This is a genomic window from Paenibacillus sp. FSL H7-0690, from assembly GCF_037980415.1.
GTDB classification, from domain to species: Bacteria; Bacillota; Bacilli; order Paenibacillales; family Paenibacillaceae; genus Paenibacillus_AQ; species Paenibacillus_AQ odorifer.
The window spans coordinates 4,338,322-4,353,854 of the sequence record NZ_CP150281.1; the positions used below are offsets into that span (position 1 = coordinate 4,338,322).

Here is a 15,533-nt window from a genome sequence, read left to right on the forward strand (position 1 = left end):
ACTTCCTTAATTAATTGTTGTCCCAAGCTTCAGGTAGAATGAAACCATCATATTTTTCTAATCCAAGAATATATTCTTCAAACTCTTTGGATTCATAAGCAGCTTTCAAATCTTTAGCCCACTGAGAATTTTCATCCTTTTTATTAACCGATACGATAATTCTGTGTTCCATAGGTGTGTTTTCTATTTTTAAAGCATCCGTAATCTTTCTGTCCGAATTAGCAATATAATTACCATTTACAACGCCATAATCAACATCTTGAAGGGAGACAAGGATTTGAGCGGGGTCCAATATTTTAATATCAATATTATATTTATCCGGTTCCATACTATTAATATTAAAATCCGCTACGCCTGCCCCTTCTTTAATTTTGACCCAACCCAATTCTTCCAGAATACGCAGTGCACGCTCTTGGTTTACCGGATCGTTCGGAACAGCTACGGTTGTACCGTCTTTAACATCGTCTAGCGTGGTATGATTTACAGAATAAAGGCCTTGTGGAGCACCTGGAACATAAGCAATTCCGACCATATCTGCATTGATTTCTTCGTTAATGGCCTCCATATAAGCTGTACTTTGGAATATGCTTGCGTCAATGGAGCCTTCCTTCATTGCTGGATTGACCTGCATGTTTTGCGAGAAGGTTTTAATGTCAACGGAATACCCTTGTTTCTCTAGAATCGGTAGAATCGATTGGCGGAATTGTTCCTCATAGGTTCCGACACCAAATCCAACGGTAAGCTTTTTCTTATCTCCAGAATCCCCCGCCTCTTTATTGCCACAAGCCGTCAACACTGCAAGAACACCTATCATCATCACTAACATTAACTTTTTCATGCTTACTTCCCCTATTCCAATATAGATTTTTTAAATTGTGCCAACGCCTCATCCGTCACATTGAGTGGGATTGCGCAATTTGGAGATAGAATAAACGGCTGGTCTTTCATTAACTTTAATGCATCTTCAGCTTGCTGCTTGATTTGGGCAATATCGTTTACCGCAAACAACCCATGATCGACTCCACCCACTTTAGTAGCTTTGAGATTTGCCTCTAACCCTGGATTCCCCTCGGCTATCGTATCCCAACTGATCCCGTCAATCCGATAATCGTTAAACTTCTCAGGCTGGGCGTAGGCTCCACAAGTATGAAGAATGTTTTTTCCATAGCTCGCTGCTTCTAAAACAATAGAATCATAAGGTCTGGACAGTTCGTCAAACATAGCTTCATCAAATAATCCTGGGTGAGCTGTGCCCGTCACTGCGTAGAACAAACCGTCAGAACCCGCTTGCTGTAACTCTTGTACATAATCGGCTAAGGTTAAGGAAATCGCATGTAGCGCATGATGTGCTGCCGCTCGATGTTCTTTAAACAAGGATTCCAAAGTTACCGGGTGCTCAATACCAAACACCGTTTTAGTAACGTAAGCAGAACGCCCTACAATAAATAGCAATACTGTTAATGGTGAAAATACAGTTTGGATTAGCGGGGTGTCTGGTAACCCTTGACGAATTTTTCTAACCGCATCTAAATGCTCTGCCAAAGGGGCTGACTGGACTGCCTTTTTGACGTCGATATCCCACAGACTAGCCGCTGTTGGAATAGCCGTCGTTTGCTGTCTCGGAAATACGGTCTGATAATCCGTAAAATCGTATTGATTCCCCCAAGCTTCCGCCAGATAAGTCGCTCTTGGATTAATCTTGACCCAATCCCAATCATATTTTTTCGTAAAAGAAATCGTAGTTTCTGCTAAATCATCTGCAGTTTGTTCTTTGTCGATAAAATGGCGCCAACCACTTCCGATTGGACGATCCGCCCGTTCTCCAGATAATAATGCTTTAAAACGATCTTGCTTACTCCATTCACTCATCTGTCGAGTCCCTCCCAGAATATGTAGTAACTAGTAACGGCGAATTTTTCTTGCTAGCGTGTTGCCTAAAGATTGAATACCTTGCACTAAAATAATCAGGATAATCACGGTGGCTACTACGACAACAGTGTCAAAGCGTTGGTATCCATATACGATCGCCAAGTCTCCCACGCCGCCTCCCCCTACCGTTCCAGCCATTGCAGTTGCACCTATCAAACCAATCGTCGCTGTAGTAAGAGACAGGATTAAGGATCCAACCGCCTCTGGCAATAAAAAGTACCAAATGACTTGAAAAGGAGTGGCTCCCATCGCCTCAGCGGCTTCAAGGATTCCCGGATTCACTTCAAGCAGTGAGTTCTCTACCAACCGTCCTATATAAGGTGCGATATAGATAATCAAGGGTACGATCGCTGCGCTTGTCCCAATTGAAGTATGAACAATCAATCGTGTGAAAGGCACAATCGCAACCAGTAAAATAATAAAAGGCAATGAGCGAATGATGTTGATAATTGGATTTAGTACGGCGTAAAGCGCTTTGTTCTCCAAAACCCCACCCGGACGAGTGATGACAAGCAATATCCCAAATGGGATCCCAATCAGGGAACCAACAAACAAGGAGAACCCTACCATTTGAATTGTTTCTATAATCGCCTGCAGAAATTGATCACCTGTTACTGTGGTCGAAAACATTAGATTCTACCTCCTCTACACCGACTCCATTTCTTGTTAAGAAAGATAATGCATTGTTAATCTCTGCTGCCTCACCATCGAATTGAATGATCACTGTTCCCAGTGTTGTTTCTTGAATCTCCGTCGTATTCGCAAATAAAATATTGACCTTTATATCGCAGGAGCGAATCATTTCAAACAGGATAGGCTCAGAGGCACTTGCTCCCACAAAATTAAGCTTGTACAGCTGACTTCCGGGTTCTGTTTTGATAGATTTCCGCACGCTAGAGGTCATGCTATTTTGAATAACCGTCTTCACGAAATTTTGCGTGGTCAGATGTTTTGGACTTCCGAATACATCTAGAACACTTCCTTGCTCAATAATCCGGCCTTCTTCCATGACCGCTACCTTGTTACAAATTTCTTGAATCACGGACATTTCATGTGTAATGATCATCACGGTAATGTTGTATTCAGCATTGATTTTTTTTAATAGCTGTAAGATAGAATGTGTGGTCTGTGGATCTAAGGCAGAGGTCGCTTCGTCACATAAAAGGATAGACGGATTCGAGGCAAGCGCTCTGGCAATCCCGACACGTTGCTTCTGACCACCTGATAGCTCACTCGGGTAACTCCCCGCTTTGTCACTTAATCCAACAAACTCTAGCAGCTCCATTACCCGCTGGCGGATTTCATTTTTATTCTTTTTTAGGAGAACTAGAGGGATCGCCACATTATCAAATACTTTTTTTGATTCTAATAGATTAAAATGTTGAAAAATCATTCCGATATTTTTCTTAGCGGTACGCAACTCTTTATCGTTGTATGTTCCCAAATCACGTCCAGCGACCATAACTTGTCCTTTGGTGGGTCTTTCCAAATAATTGACTAAACGAATTAATGTACTTTTCCCAGCACCGCTATAGCCGATAACCCCGAATATATCGCCTTTCTCGACCTTTAAATCGATTCCTTTAAGAGCATCAATAGTTGTCCCTTTCCGAGTGAACGATTTGTAAACATTCTTTAATTCAATCATTTCCATTCCCCTCAATCATCTTTAGGATTAAGCTTCCTCTTGCAGCTTCACCAGCGCTTGTTCTGCCAATAAAGCGAAGTACTTAGCAGCTGGCAATATCGCAGCTTCATCAACATCGAAACGAGGGTGATGTAAGGGATAGGCTGGACCCGATCCTATATTCACAAAAGCACCCGGTATCTGTTGTAAATAAAAAGAGAAATCTTCTCCACCCATCTGTGGAGGAATATCATGTACTTCATAGCCGAAATCTGAGGCGATCTCTTTGGTAAAGTCCGCCCATTCCCCATGATTTATCGTTGCGGGTGGACCTGGATGCCAGTGTAACTGGGCCTCTGCCCCAGCTCCCGCAGCAATCCCTTCGATAAGACGAGTCATTTGTATTGGAATATTGCGGCGAATCTCTTCATTGTAAGTTCTTACTGTACCTTCTAATTCGACTTTTTCCGGCAATACATTCCATGTGAAGCCTCCATTAATTCGGGTAACACTTAACACTACTGGTTCCGTGGTGCTGTTTTGGCGACTTACGATGGTTTGTAGTGCGGTAATGATCTGAGCTGCAGTTACAATCGTATCCACACCTTTTTCAGGATAAGCAGCATGAGCGCCGACACCTTTTATTGTAATTTCAAACCGGTCAACACCGGCTGTTAAAGCTCCTGTTCTTGTTCCAAAAGCTCCCGTAGGCAAGTCAGGTGAATTATGGAGACCAAATATAGCCGCCACATCCTGGAGTCCTCCCGAGGCTAAGACGCTTTCCGCCCCATGCCCTGTTTCTTCCGCGGGTTGAAACAATACTCTAACCTTTCCAGGTAGTTCATTTTCACGAGCCTTTAATAATAATGCAGCACCTAAAATAGTAGCCGTGTGAAAATCGTGACCACAGGCATGCATCTTTCCTGGGATCTCTGAGGCAAAGGACAATTCAGTTTGTTCCTCTATGGGAAGTGCATCAATATCACAACGAATGGCCACTATGGGTCCGTGACCCTGCCCGATCTCTGCGATGAGTCCGGTTTGTAAAGGCAAGTCAAGGATGTGAATATTGGCTTGGGTCAGCCATTCCCGTAATTTTGTTGTGGTTTTAAACTCTTCATACGCTAATTCAGGCTCACGATGCAGGTTTCTGCGAACCTCTATTAATTGATTAGCTAAAGATTGCTCAACCTCATTTAGTGGTTTCATAGGTGATGTCTCCCCTTTCGTTATGCTTCCAGCTTTTCTTCAATCCCTTTGATGCGATCAAGCGCAGTCGATAGACTGCTTAAAATATGATCTTGCATGGCTTTTTCAGCACCATCTTCATTTTTAGCAGCGATCATTTGTAAAATAAGATCATGTTCTTCATCCGCTTGTGTGTTCCAATCCCCATGCATAGAGACGAATCGACAATAACGAAGCGAATGATCTCTTAATTGATTCAGAACCTTCTCGAAGGTTTTTAGTTCGCTGATTTCTGATAAATAATCATGGAACTCAAATCCATATGTAACAAAATTCTGATTATCACCAAGCTGGAACGAGTGTTTCATTTTTGTAATCATCGTCGTTAAATTCACAATATCTTTCTCTGTGGCATGCTTAGCTGCACTTCTTGCAATATAGCCTTCAAGCATGCTGCGAATAAGAAATATTTCTTCAACCTCTTTAAGGGTTACTGAAGCTACCCGCAGTCTTCCATTTGGCTGTCGAACCAGAAAATCCTCGTTCTCCAGTCTCTGTATCGCCTCTCTAAGAGGTGTGCGGCTGACCCCGAGCAAGGCCGCCAAATTTTCTTCATTTACAGGTTGATTCGGTTCGAACTCGCTATCAATAATTTTTTGTTTTAATTCGTAGTAGGTATTATCCTTTGATAACCTTCGTGATCGTATCGCCATTTCTATACTGCTCCTCATCGATAATCTGTGGGGTCCGAATCCCAATAATATATTTGTATAATTGTATACAATTATTAGTTAAGAATGGATTGGTTAGTTACATTCCCTTCCATACCGTTCAAGCTTTTTTATACTATATTCCAATTATTCCACCTAGTCAAGTAGGAATTAAAAATCAATTTAATCCCCTCTTTTCAACACAAAAAACCCTACAACCCTCAGGGGTTGTAGAGCTATTTTTGGATAAATAAATTTCAGAATTAGAAGGAAATAATCCCCGAGGTATGGAGCAGCACTAGGAACACTAGGATCGGCGCCACATAACGGAGCATAAACAGCCAAACACGGAACCAGCGCGCCTGTAGTCCAGCGGCTTCCGCTGCACCTTTCCAGAAATAACCGGCGAAGATGGTAATCAGCAGACCTCCAAGCGGCAGCATAATGTTAGAGGTGATAAAATCCAGCCCATCAAATAGAGATTTGCCACCAATCGTTAGTTCCGGGAACATCCCCAGTGACATCGCTAAAGGAATACTAAGAAGGAAACAGATCAGCGTCAAAATCCAAACCGAACGTTTCCGGCTCCAATTCCAGCGCTCCATTGTGAAGGATACAGGCACTTCAAGCAGCGATACAGCTGAGGTTAGAGCAGCAATCGCCAGCAAGATAAAGAACAAACCGCCGAAAAGCGCACCAAAAGGCATAGCCGAGAAAGCGGCTGGCAAAGCGATAAAAATCAGCGAAGGCCCCTGATCAGGAGCAATACCAAATGAGAACGTCGTCGGAAAAATAATCAAGCCTGCGATAAACGCGTATAACAAATCTCCTGCACCGATTGCGATTGCAGCGGTACCCAGCGATTGTTTTTTATCAACATAAGATCCGTAAGTCAGGAGAATCCCCATCCCGAGCGATAATGAAAAGAAGGCATGTCCCAATGCAACTAGCGCAGATTCCGCTGTCAACACTGAAAAGTCCGGTTTTAGGAAAAAAGATACCCCTGCGGATGCACCCGGTAAGGTTACTGCGCGAATCATTAACACTACAAGGAGTACGACCATACCAGGAATTAATACTTTGTTAAATTTCTCAATCCCGCCTGATACGCCAAGGATGACTACACCCGCCGTAATCAGAATGGCTATCCCCTGCCAAACGATTGGCATATATCCGGAGACAAACGAATTGAATTCGCCTGCATAATCAGTAGTGCTGAATAGTTGTCCATTAAAAGCAATCATCGAATAGTTCAGCGTCCAGCCAGCAACAATAATATAAAAAGAGAGAATTAGAAACGGCGCAAGTACCTGCAACATTCCAGCTGCAAACCAACTTTTCCCGCCTCCAGCCCGCATAAAAGAGGTCGCCGCGCTACCACGCCCGCTGCGTCCGATAGCCAGTTCTGCCAACAGCACCGGTAACCCTATCAGCACTAAACAGACGATGAAAAGCAGGAAAAAAGCTGCCCCCCCATTTTCTCCTGTAATATAAGGAAACTTCCACATATTCCCTAGCCCAACCGAGCTGCCGATGGCGGCAAAAATAAAGCCCGCGGAAGAGAAGCGTTCCTCCTTCTCCGAGAGAAGATTTTTGTTACCCTTCATTTGATTCATTATAACGCCCCGTTTTCTTTTTTAGACCTCATTATAGCTTAAGTAACAAAGCACGTCATATGGAAATTTTCTGACTATTTTTATAACCACTCGAATTTTCTGTTTGTAAACGCTTATATTATTCATTCGGCCCTTGAATCTCATTATATCCACTAATGTCGTGCCCCATTGCTTCAATGAAACGAATTGTCTATATCCTGACAATATTTTTAACAAAAAAGGCTCCCACTAAGGGAGCCTTTTCTAAACATTATTTGCGGACAGAGAGAATGAACCTCTCAAGCTTAGCTGTATCGGTTATGCTCCGATTACATTCCAGATTATCCAGACATACGTATTGACCCACAGCAGAAATATTATCCGGCGAAACGTTCACATTCTTGGTCTTAACATAAAAGAATGCAAGCTCTTGATGCCGATTGCAGAACATGCAGTACCCCTTTTTGTGCGTTGGTGTGATTCTACCCTCAATACCAATGAACTGTCCTTCGTACGGATAGATAATGAATAATTTATTACTGGCAATATCTATCCAACTCAAATACGTTATGTTGCGATAGTCGATGAGTTGTAGATCAGGTACTTTCAGTTTCTTATTCTTAGGGAATAGCTTCTGAATCTGCTTCAGCGTAATCGTCGGATATGACTCTAGGTATGGTTCTAATTCACTAAGATATCTCTGGAAATCTTCTGCAGTTTCGAAGGTCGATATTTGTTCCAGCATCTGCTTGTGATTCTCCGTAAGAGAAGGAAATGCCTCAATAATGTTCGTAGCAGCACTATATCTTACAGTCTCCAAGACTCTACGATCCGCAACGGTTCGCAGGGTATGCAGAACAAATTTCGTTCGTTTCTTAATTAAGTTATATTGATGGTTTCTAATAAATGGTGTACACATCGCTTTTCAGCCCCTTATTTATATTAAAAGTTCATAAGGTGCAAAGCCCATTTATAGAAACGATAAAATTAAGTTGGGCGATATAGTCCATCCATCGCACCTCACGCAAAGTATCGCCCTATATTAGGCTTTGCGTGAGGAACTTCTAGCTAATGGGCATTTCAACATTAGCACTGTACCACCTCCGAGCATATTTCATGCCAAAAGTATAGCACCGTATTTTAGAAGGCGCAATTCATCTGGGAATGCTTATTTGCATGCCATACCTACAAAAAAAAGGGAGCTACATGGACTAGTCCAGTAACTCCCTCTTTTTTGACTATTCTTTTACAGCGCCGACTACGATCCCTGTCACAAAATAACGTTGCAGGAATGGATAAACTAACAATATCGGTAGCGCACTTATGAAAATCTGTGAAGCCCGTATGGTCCGTTGAGACAAGTTAGCTACGGCTGACGGATCAAGCTTGGACATATCTGCCTGAACGATAATGGTCTGCATAAACGTCGCCAGCGGCAGCTTATCCGAATCTCTGATATAGATTATACCGTCAAAGTAAGAGTTCCAATGGCCCACCATCATGAATAGGGAAACTGTTGCAATGACTGGTAAGGAGACTGGTAAATATATTTTCAAAAAGGTCTTAAAATGTCCTGCTCCATCAATAAAGGCTGCTTCCTCAAGGTCCTTAGGTACACCACGGAAGAAGTTCAGCAGCAAAATGATGTTAAATACGGCTACCAATCCAGGTAAGATAAGTGCCATCAAAGAATTCATCAGCCCGAGCTTTAGAATCAGGATATATCCCGGAATCAGACCCCCACTGAACAACATGGTTACGACAAAATACCAAAGATAGATATTACGCGCCCGGAAAACTCTAGTTTCCTTAGAAAGAGCATAGGCTGCAACCGTATTTACTACCAGTGCAAGTGCTGTTCCTAGTATTGTCCGCTCTACCGACACCCACAGGGATGTAAGAAAATTAGTGTTGTTAAAAGTTTTTGCATAGGCCTCCAAAGTGAAGCCAATTGGCCAAAAGGTGACCAACCCAGCATTGGCTGGGGCGGACGCACTAAGAGATACCATGAGTAAGTGATACAATGGCAGCAAGCAGAGCACCGAAAGGATAGTTAGGAGCACATTATTGAATATGCTAAATATTCGATATGGAAGGGTTTTATGGTACATTTGTTGTCATCCTTTCTAGAAAATTCTGTACCCTGCAAATCTATAGGCAAGTCGGTATGAAATAACGATTAGAATTAAACTAATTGCTGATTTAAAAAGATTAACTGCGGTCGCAAAGCTGAATTGTCCGCTGAGAAGACCTTCTCTATACACAAAGGTATCAATGATATCCCCTTGTTGATAGATCAAAGGACTATATAGGTTAAATACCTGGTCAAAGTTGGCGTTCAATACATTGCCCAGTGCCAAGGTCGCAATTACAATAGCAATTGGAATAAGTGCTGGTATGGTAATATACATCGTTTGCTTCCAGCGACCTGCCCCATCCACTTCAGCAGCTTCATAAAGTGATGGATTAATGCCGGATAGCGCAGCTAGGAAAATGATCGTGTTGAAACCAAATTCTTTCCAAACATCACTGGCTATGATGGTAAATCGGAACCAGTTGCCGTCCCCTAGAAAAAAGATCGGTTTTATGCCGAAAACGGACGAAATAAACTGATTCACAATCCCTGTTTGAGCTAGGATATCGATCAGAATTCCTGAAAGGGTAACCCATGACAAGAAATGCGGTAGATAGACGAGTGTTTGAATCGATCTTTTAAGGCCCATATTCCTTACCTCATTAAGCAACAAGGCGAATATAAAAGGAATAATCAGGTTCAAAACAATTTTGGAGCAAGCAAAAAACAGTGTGTTCCAGGTAATTTGCAGGAAATAATCGTTCTCCCACATGTACCTAAAATGCTTAAGTCCGACCCATTCGGAATCAAAAAATCCTAATGCAGGCTTATAATCCTGAAATGCCATGAGTATTCCTGACATGGGGATATAAGAAAAAATAAAAACCATAATTGCCGCCGGTAATACCATGAAGTGGAGCACCCATGGTTGTTTATAGCCTTTTTTTCTTTTTCTTTTTATACTTGGTTTATTTTCCAGGCCTACCTGCTGTATTGAATTAGCCTCCATAGCTCTCTCCTGTTCCCAAAAAAAATATTTTGTGTGTGATGGGGATCTCTGCTATAAATAGTATCAGGCGTTTCTCAGGTTTGACTATATAACATTGTTAGGCTTGATATGGTTTTATTAGGACATCATCTGGAGGGTACATTTATGAATATTTGGAAGCGCTTTACATCCCTGAGAGAATTAACACAATCCCGGTTTAGTTTGTTTGCCAAAATAAACTGCCTGATCATACTCTTGTTCATCCCCATCATTATCATGTATACCTTTTCAAATAACGTCACATACGATGTTGTAAGCAAAGAGCTGCAGGTGTCCAATACGAAGCAGCTCACTTTTCTGTCCAGTCAAATTGATTCGCGTATTAATCAGATGATGGACTTCACCCTTATCCTTTCTAGAGATCCCAATGTCAGAGCCTTCAACGGATTAAACATTTGGGCGGATCGATATGATCAGATGCAGACCCGGTATGTCATTCAGGAAAAGATGGTGCTTCAATCCGGGGTTGCAGATATTTGGCCTGCCAGATATGCCGTACATTCACAGCAAAATAAAGATGTCCTCTCCAACTACAATCGAGCATTTGGGTATGATGAGGATTACTTAAAAAGAAATATGAGTGGAAAATGGACGTATGGCGATCACAGCTTGGAATCTAAAGACGAGTTAAAATCCTTCTACTGGTTCTATACAGATTCCTTAGCTCAGCCGGGGATGTTGACGGGAAGCAACTTGGTGATTGAGGCCAGCTTCAGTTATGAGAATATTCAGAACATGCTGGATACGTACAAGGAAGGTGGACAAGGTGATCCTTTTCTCTATCATAAAGGGAACTCGCCAATTCTGAATCGCAGTGCGGACAAGCAGCTATCTGAAGAACTCATTCGTTACCTGGATAAACACTCACCTGAGAATACTACCCAGGATGTAGTCAAACTCAATGGCAAGAACTACTTGGTCAGCTCTGTGAAGTCCTCCTATTTGGATTGGAATTTAATAGATGTTGTCCCTCTATATCAAATTCTAAAACCCATTTCGCTCAGTCAGGATTTGTTCTATATCTCGATGATTTTGCTGTTTGTTATGGGAATTTCCGCTTCCATATTACTATACAGAAATGTTCAATATCCTATCAAAAAGCTAATTAAAGGCTTACGGCGCGTGCAGCGTGGAGATTATTCTGTACGTCTTCATAATGAAGGCCGGAACGAGTTTTCGTTTCTATTCCATCGCTTTAATGATATGTCCCATCAAATTCAAGACCTGATAGAGAATGTGTTCAATGAGAAAATCCGTGCCCGCGAAGCTACACTTAAGCAACTGCAGGCGCAAATCAATCCGCATTTTCTCTATAACTGCCTTGGTTATATTATCAATATGGCCCAAATGAAGGATGAGGACGCTGTCGTCTCCATGGCTTATAATTTAAGTGCTTACTACCGTTATACTACCCGAATGGAACGGGAAACTGCGTCACTGGATGAAGAAATCAAGCTGCTCGTCAACTATTTGGATATTCAAAAGCTGCGCAATGCCAGAATTGATTATCATATCGAAATCCCTGAGAACATGTTAAGCCAGTCTGTGCCACGTCTAATGCTACAACCTATTGTGGAAAATTCAGTCATTCACGGAGTGGCAAAATCGTATTCTTCGGGTGAGATCAGCATTAGTGGTGAGATTTCGAACGGCTTCTGCAAGATCTACATTGATGACGACGGACCTGGCTTGAATCCGGAGCAGCTGGAAGCTTTGAATCGTAAAATGCAGGAGCCATTGCAGGAAGAAATGGGCTGCGGGCTCTGGAATACGAATCAGCGGATCATGCACCTGTTCGGTAATCAATCCTGCCTAACCTTTAAACCATCCCCTCTTGGAGGTTTCCGAACAGAGATTATCTGGGAAATCCCTACGGAGGATGAATATTCTAAATTTAAGAATCATCAAGGAGAATAACAACATGCAAATGATTATAGTAGACGATGAAGCACACTGGGTAGATAATCTTGCCATGACTAAACCCTGGCATACGCTAGGCATTGAACAGGTGCATAAAGCGTATTCAGCACGTGAAGCGCTACAAATTATCGATACCAACCCTATTGATATTGTGATCTCGGATATCCAAATGCCCGAAATGACGGGAATTGAATTAATAGAGCGGATAAGAAAACGTGATAAAAAGATCAAATGTATTATTTTATCAGGCCATTCGGAGTTCGATTACGCCAAAAAAGCACTTCAGCATAATGCCGTCGATTACTTGCTTAAGCCACCTACCGATGATGAAATTATCGGTGCAGTCAAAACTGCCATCGAGCAATTGAACACAGAATGGGAACTTATCAGTTCGCTTAAACGAACCCAGTTTACCCTTCGTGAGAATCTGCCGCTTTTACGTGGTCAACTGCTGCTTGATGCCTTGCAAGGTCATCAATTTCAAGCTGGCGAATGGGAACGGAAGCTCGTAACTTATGATTTGCCCTTCCATTCTGGCGATTGCGCTTTGATGCTTGTACGCATGGAAGAAGAATTTAGCCATTATAACAATAATGATCAAACCTTAATTGAATATGCCATCATCAATATGGCTGAAGAGATTATGGGTGAGTTTATGCAGGTCTGGGGCGTTAAAGAGGAACATGGATATCTTGTGTTTCTGCTTCAGCTTAAAGAGAAAGGATCCGACATCGGCAAAGAAACCATCCTAGAAAAGCTTTCTTTACAGCTTCAGTATAAGGTTAAGCAATTTCTGAAAGGTTCCCTGTCCATAGTAATCACCGAGTGGTTCCAGTTTCCCGAGAAGGTGTCGAGCCGTTTCCGTCAGGCCACAGCTTATTTCCGGCAGATCGTGGGAGACGAGCGCGAATTCGTAATGCGGGTCAGCGAATTTGAACCTTCCACTACCCAAGGACCTTTGGATGCCCTTTACACCCCGCCGACACTAATACACCTGCTTGAAAGTGGGCATTGGGATGCTGCGCAAGAGAAACTACTCGCTGTCTGCGCGGAGCTGGATGAGAAATGGTCTGAATCGTGGGAGCATTGCATGGAGGCCGGTTTTTTAATCACTGCATCCTTCACGAATCTCGCACACCGAAATGGGCATACTCTAGCTAACTTAGCGGGAGACGATCTCGGTTGGTTGCAAAGCGGTGAAGCGTTCTCGACCATCGGTAAACTTAGAAAATGGTCCCTGAGCATTCTGAGCAAATTGAAAGAGGGAACGTCTAACGAAATTAAAGACATCAGGTCTGAATATGTGAAAAAGATTCAAGATTTCACAGACAAAAACCTGCATTTAGATGTTTCATTACGGGTTCTGGCTGACCATGTAAACCTCCATCCGACTCATTTATCAAAAATTTATAAGATTGAAACGGGTGAAGGAATAAGCGATTATATCTCGCGCCTGCGCATGGATCGCGCCTGCCATAAGCTGAAGACTACCTCTAAAAAAGTCTATGAAATCAGCATGGAGATTGGCTATATGGACCCTGCTTATTTTATAAAAGTGTTCAAACGACAGTTCGGAGTAACGCCGCAGGAATATCGAGACAATAATAAATAGCATGATAGAGTCCTATCGAAACTAAAAATCTCATATAGATGCCATCCCCGACTAGTTGTTAAAGTTACACTTGTAAAGATCATACACAGTAGGGGGAATTAAAGAATGATCAAGTTCAAAAAAATGTGGTCGTTGTTAACGGTCACAGCACTTATCACACTCACAGCCTGTGGCAGTGGCGGCGGAAATAATGAAAACGCCAAACAAAACAATACCACATCGTCTGAGACTAGTTTATCTGAAGCAGATGCTGCTTTTGAAAAAGGTAAATACGATCCACCCATCGAGTTCAGTTCGGTATTGATGCCGAAGAAATATGTTCAAGGTGATACCAAAGAAAACAATGTTCACGATCGCTGGATGCTGGAAACACTGGGCATGAAGCATAAAGATACTTGGTATCCTGCCAATGACGATCAATACAGACAAAAGCTTCAGCTTGCCATTGCTTCTGGCGAAAAGCTGCCTGACTTCGTTTCTGTACCAACCAATGCAGTATTGACCAATCAACTGATTGATTCCGGTCAGTTCATTGCTATCGATGAGTTGTTCGACAAATATGCTAATAAAATTCTAAAAGATCATGCTGCAGCACACCCAGAACTTTGGTATCCATTCACAAAAGACGGTAAGAAATACAATATGCCGATCCTTGAATATACTGATAATGACGATACTCTTCTCTGGTTACGTGAAGATTGGATGGAAAAGCTGAACCTTCAGGCTCCAAAAACAATCGCCGATCTTGAGAATATCATGGACAAATTTAAGAACGAAAACCCTGACGGTCTAGCACCTAAAGATGTTTTCCCACTTGCGATTTCTTTGAAAAATAATACAAACACCTGGATGGGCCAACTCGACTGGTTATTCGGTGCTTACGGTACGATTGAGGAACAATGGAATAAAGATGCCGACGGCAATCTAGAATACGGTTCCATTAACCCTGGTGCTAAACAAGCCCTTGCTAAGCTTAGTGAGTGGATGGACAAAGGTTATATTCACACAGACTCAGCACTTTGGGATGAAGGTAAATCTGCTGAAAGCTGGACAAAAGGCGCCGCAGGTATTCTACCAGGGGCAAACTGGGTTCCAGACTGGCCGGCTCCCGATCTTATGAAAAATGTACCTGGAGCGAAGATCAAAGCTTATCCGGTTCCAGCAGGTCCAGACGGACTCATCGGTACCAAATGGCAGAACTCTGGGGTAAACGCTAGTATCATGATTAACAAAGATGCTAAGCACCCTGAAGCAATTTTCTTATACTACAACTACTTGCTTGATAACCTAGCTAATCCAGCAGCTGGTAGTGAATTTGAATACGGCTTTGCTAAAGGCTACGATTGGGACATGATTGATGGAAAGCCTACTAGTGATAAAGAGAAGATTAAAGACTTCTCCAATGAGTTTCCTTTCTTAACTGGACCGGCTCGTATTCCTGATCTGTTCATGAAGACATTGGTTAAACTTGCTGATGGTGAAACCCCTGTAACTCCTTATGAAAAACAAATGGCTGAGTTCCGTAAACCGGAAAACTGGGCCGCTGCAAAAGTTGTTATGTCACAAATAGACATTCGTAGACAGAACTATTTCACTGGCGCTGCGACACCAACGATGGTATCCAAATGGAATCTGCTTCGTCAATCCGAAATGGAAACCTTCAACAAAATCATTTACGGTAAGCTACCTGTAGATGCCTTTGACTCCTTTGTTTCCAACTGGAAAGCAAATGGTGGTGATCAAATCACCAAAGAAGTTAACGAATGGTTCAAGTCTGTATCCACCAAATAGACTAAAGTAAATAAAAACAAGCCAGAGCGTGATCCTTTC

Annotated in this window: 13 protein-coding genes; 3 read left to right on the forward strand and 10 right to left on the reverse strand. The window is 42.4% G+C overall.

The genetic code is table 11. The features are described 5' to 3' along the window. Nucleotides 1-10 precede the first annotated feature (10 nt). From MHI32_RS19125 to MHI32_RS19170, 10 genes are all read right to left on the reverse strand, one after another. On the reverse strand, nucleotides 11-838 hold the full coding sequence (locus MHI32_RS19125) for a MetQ/NlpA family ABC transporter substrate-binding protein (protein ID WP_076141012.1): 828 nt from the start codon (nucleotides 836-838) through the stop codon (nucleotides 11-13). A gap of 11 nt (nucleotides 839-849) precedes the next feature. Then, nucleotides 850-1,869 carry a uroporphyrinogen decarboxylase family protein gene (locus MHI32_RS19130; protein ID WP_076127146.1) on the reverse strand — a complete coding sequence of 340 codons (1,020 nt, stop codon included), beginning with the start codon at nucleotides 1,867-1,869 and terminating at the stop codon, nucleotides 850-852. 30 nt (nucleotides 1,870-1,899) lie between these two features. Continuing rightward, nucleotides 1,900-2,559, reverse strand: coding sequence for a methionine ABC transporter permease (locus tag MHI32_RS19135; protein WP_036688669.1), 660 nt, complete (start codon nucleotides 2,557-2,559; stop codon nucleotides 1,900-1,902). After that, nucleotides 2,534-3,577 carry a methionine ABC transporter ATP-binding protein gene (locus MHI32_RS19140; protein WP_036688670.1) on the reverse strand — a complete coding sequence of 348 codons (1,044 nt, stop codon included), beginning with the start codon at nucleotides 3,575-3,577 and terminating at the stop codon, nucleotides 2,534-2,536. The genes MHI32_RS19135 and MHI32_RS19140 overlap by 26 nt, the downstream gene beginning before the upstream one ends. Before the next feature lie 27 nt (nucleotides 3,578-3,604). Continuing rightward, nucleotides 3,605-4,765 (reverse strand): amidohydrolase, encoded by a 1,161-nt coding sequence (locus tag MHI32_RS19145; RefSeq protein ID WP_340010560.1) that lies wholly within the window; start codon nucleotides 4,763-4,765, stop codon nucleotides 3,605-3,607. 20 nt (nucleotides 4,766-4,785) lie between these two features. After that, entirely contained in the window at nucleotides 4,786-5,457 is a 672-nt protein-coding gene (locus tag MHI32_RS19150) for a GntR family transcriptional regulator (protein ID WP_052097124.1), read from the reverse strand. 260 nt (nucleotides 5,458-5,717) lie between these two features. Then, the gene (locus MHI32_RS19155; protein WP_076127152.1) at nucleotides 5,718-7,070 is read right to left on the reverse strand and encodes a sodium-dependent transporter; all 1,353 of its coding nucleotides are present in this window, start codon (nucleotides 7,068-7,070) and stop codon (nucleotides 5,718-5,720) included. Nucleotides 7,071-7,320: 250 nt separating this feature from the next. Beyond that, nucleotides 7,321-7,968, reverse strand: coding sequence for a FusB/FusC family EF-G-binding protein (locus MHI32_RS19160; RefSeq protein WP_340010561.1), 648 nt, complete (start codon nucleotides 7,966-7,968; stop codon nucleotides 7,321-7,323). A gap of 319 nt (nucleotides 7,969-8,287) precedes the next feature. After that, a complete protein-coding gene (locus tag MHI32_RS19165; protein WP_036688680.1) occupies nucleotides 8,288-9,160 on the reverse strand; it encodes a carbohydrate ABC transporter permease in 873 nt (290 codons plus the stop codon). Between the two features lie 15 nt (nucleotides 9,161-9,175). Continuing rightward, nucleotides 9,176-10,132: an ABC transporter permease subunit gene (locus MHI32_RS19170; RefSeq protein WP_036688682.1), complete on the reverse strand. Its 957-nt coding sequence runs from the start codon at nucleotides 10,130-10,132 to the stop codon at nucleotides 9,176-9,178. Nucleotides 10,133-10,276: 144 nt separating this feature from the next. On the opposite strand from MHI32_RS19170, the gene MHI32_RS19175 reads away from it, so the two are divergent. The 3 genes from MHI32_RS19175 to MHI32_RS19185 all read left to right on the forward strand — a co-directional run bounded on the left by MHI32_RS19175 (nucleotide 10,277) and on the right by MHI32_RS19185 (nucleotide 15,494). After that, nucleotides 10,277-12,088 carry a histidine kinase gene (locus MHI32_RS19175; RefSeq protein WP_340010562.1) on the forward strand — a complete coding sequence of 604 codons (1,812 nt, stop codon included), beginning with the start codon at nucleotides 10,277-10,279 and terminating at the stop codon, nucleotides 12,086-12,088. 4 nt (nucleotides 12,089-12,092) lie between these two features. Then, nucleotides 12,093-13,703, forward strand: coding sequence for a response regulator (locus MHI32_RS19180; protein ID WP_076182774.1), 1,611 nt, complete (start codon nucleotides 12,093-12,095; stop codon nucleotides 13,701-13,703). Between the two features lie 105 nt (nucleotides 13,704-13,808). After that, nucleotides 13,809-15,494: an ABC transporter substrate-binding protein gene (locus tag MHI32_RS19185; RefSeq protein ID WP_076127158.1), complete on the forward strand. Its 1,686-nt coding sequence runs from the start codon at nucleotides 13,809-13,811 to the stop codon at nucleotides 15,492-15,494. The last annotated feature ends 39 nt before the right edge of the window (nucleotides 15,495-15,533 follow it).

Bases quoted from the DNA above. Each gene is read 5' to 3' on its own strand.
- MHI32_RS19125 (WP_076141012.1), bottom strand. From the start codon at position 838: ATGAAAAAGTTAATGTTAGTGATGATGATAGGTGTTCTTGCAGTGTTG.
- MHI32_RS19130 (WP_076127146.1), bottom strand. From the start codon at position 1,869: ATGAGTGAATGGAGTAAGCAAGATCGTTTTAAAGCATTATTATCTGGA.
- MHI32_RS19135 (WP_036688669.1), bottom strand. From the start codon at position 2,559: ATGTTTTCGACCACAGTAACAGGTGATCAATTTCTGCAGGCGATTATA.
- MHI32_RS19140 (WP_036688670.1), bottom strand. From the start codon at position 3,577: ATGATTGAATTAAAGAATGTTTACAAATCGTTCACTCGGAAAGGGACA.
- MHI32_RS19145 (WP_340010560.1), bottom strand. From the start codon at position 4,765: ATGAAACCACTAAATGAGGTTGAGCAATCTTTAGCTAATCAATTAATA.
- MHI32_RS19150 (WP_052097124.1), bottom strand. From the start codon at position 5,457: ATGGCGATACGATCACGAAGGTTATCAAAGGATAATACCTACTACGAA.
- MHI32_RS19155 (WP_076127152.1), bottom strand. From the start codon at position 7,070: ATGAATCAAATGAAGGGTAACAAAAATCTTCTCTCGGAGAAGGAGGAA.
- MHI32_RS19160 (WP_340010561.1), bottom strand. From the start codon at position 7,968: ATGTGTACACCATTTATTAGAAACCATCAATATAACTTAATTAAGAAA.
- MHI32_RS19165 (WP_036688680.1), bottom strand. From the start codon at position 9,160: ATGTACCATAAAACCCTTCCATATCGAATATTTAGCATATTCAATAAT.
- MHI32_RS19170 (WP_036688682.1), bottom strand. From the start codon at position 10,132: ATGGAGGCTAATTCAATACAGCAGGTAGGCCTGGAAAATAAACCAAGT.
- MHI32_RS19175 (WP_340010562.1), top strand. From the start codon at position 10,277: ATGAATATTTGGAAGCGCTTTACATCCCTGAGAGAATTAACACAATCC.
- MHI32_RS19180 (WP_076182774.1), top strand. From the start codon at position 12,093: ATGCAAATGATTATAGTAGACGATGAAGCACACTGGGTAGATAATCTT.
- MHI32_RS19185 (WP_076127158.1), top strand. From the start codon at position 13,809: ATGATCAAGTTCAAAAAAATGTGGTCGTTGTTAACGGTCACAGCACTT.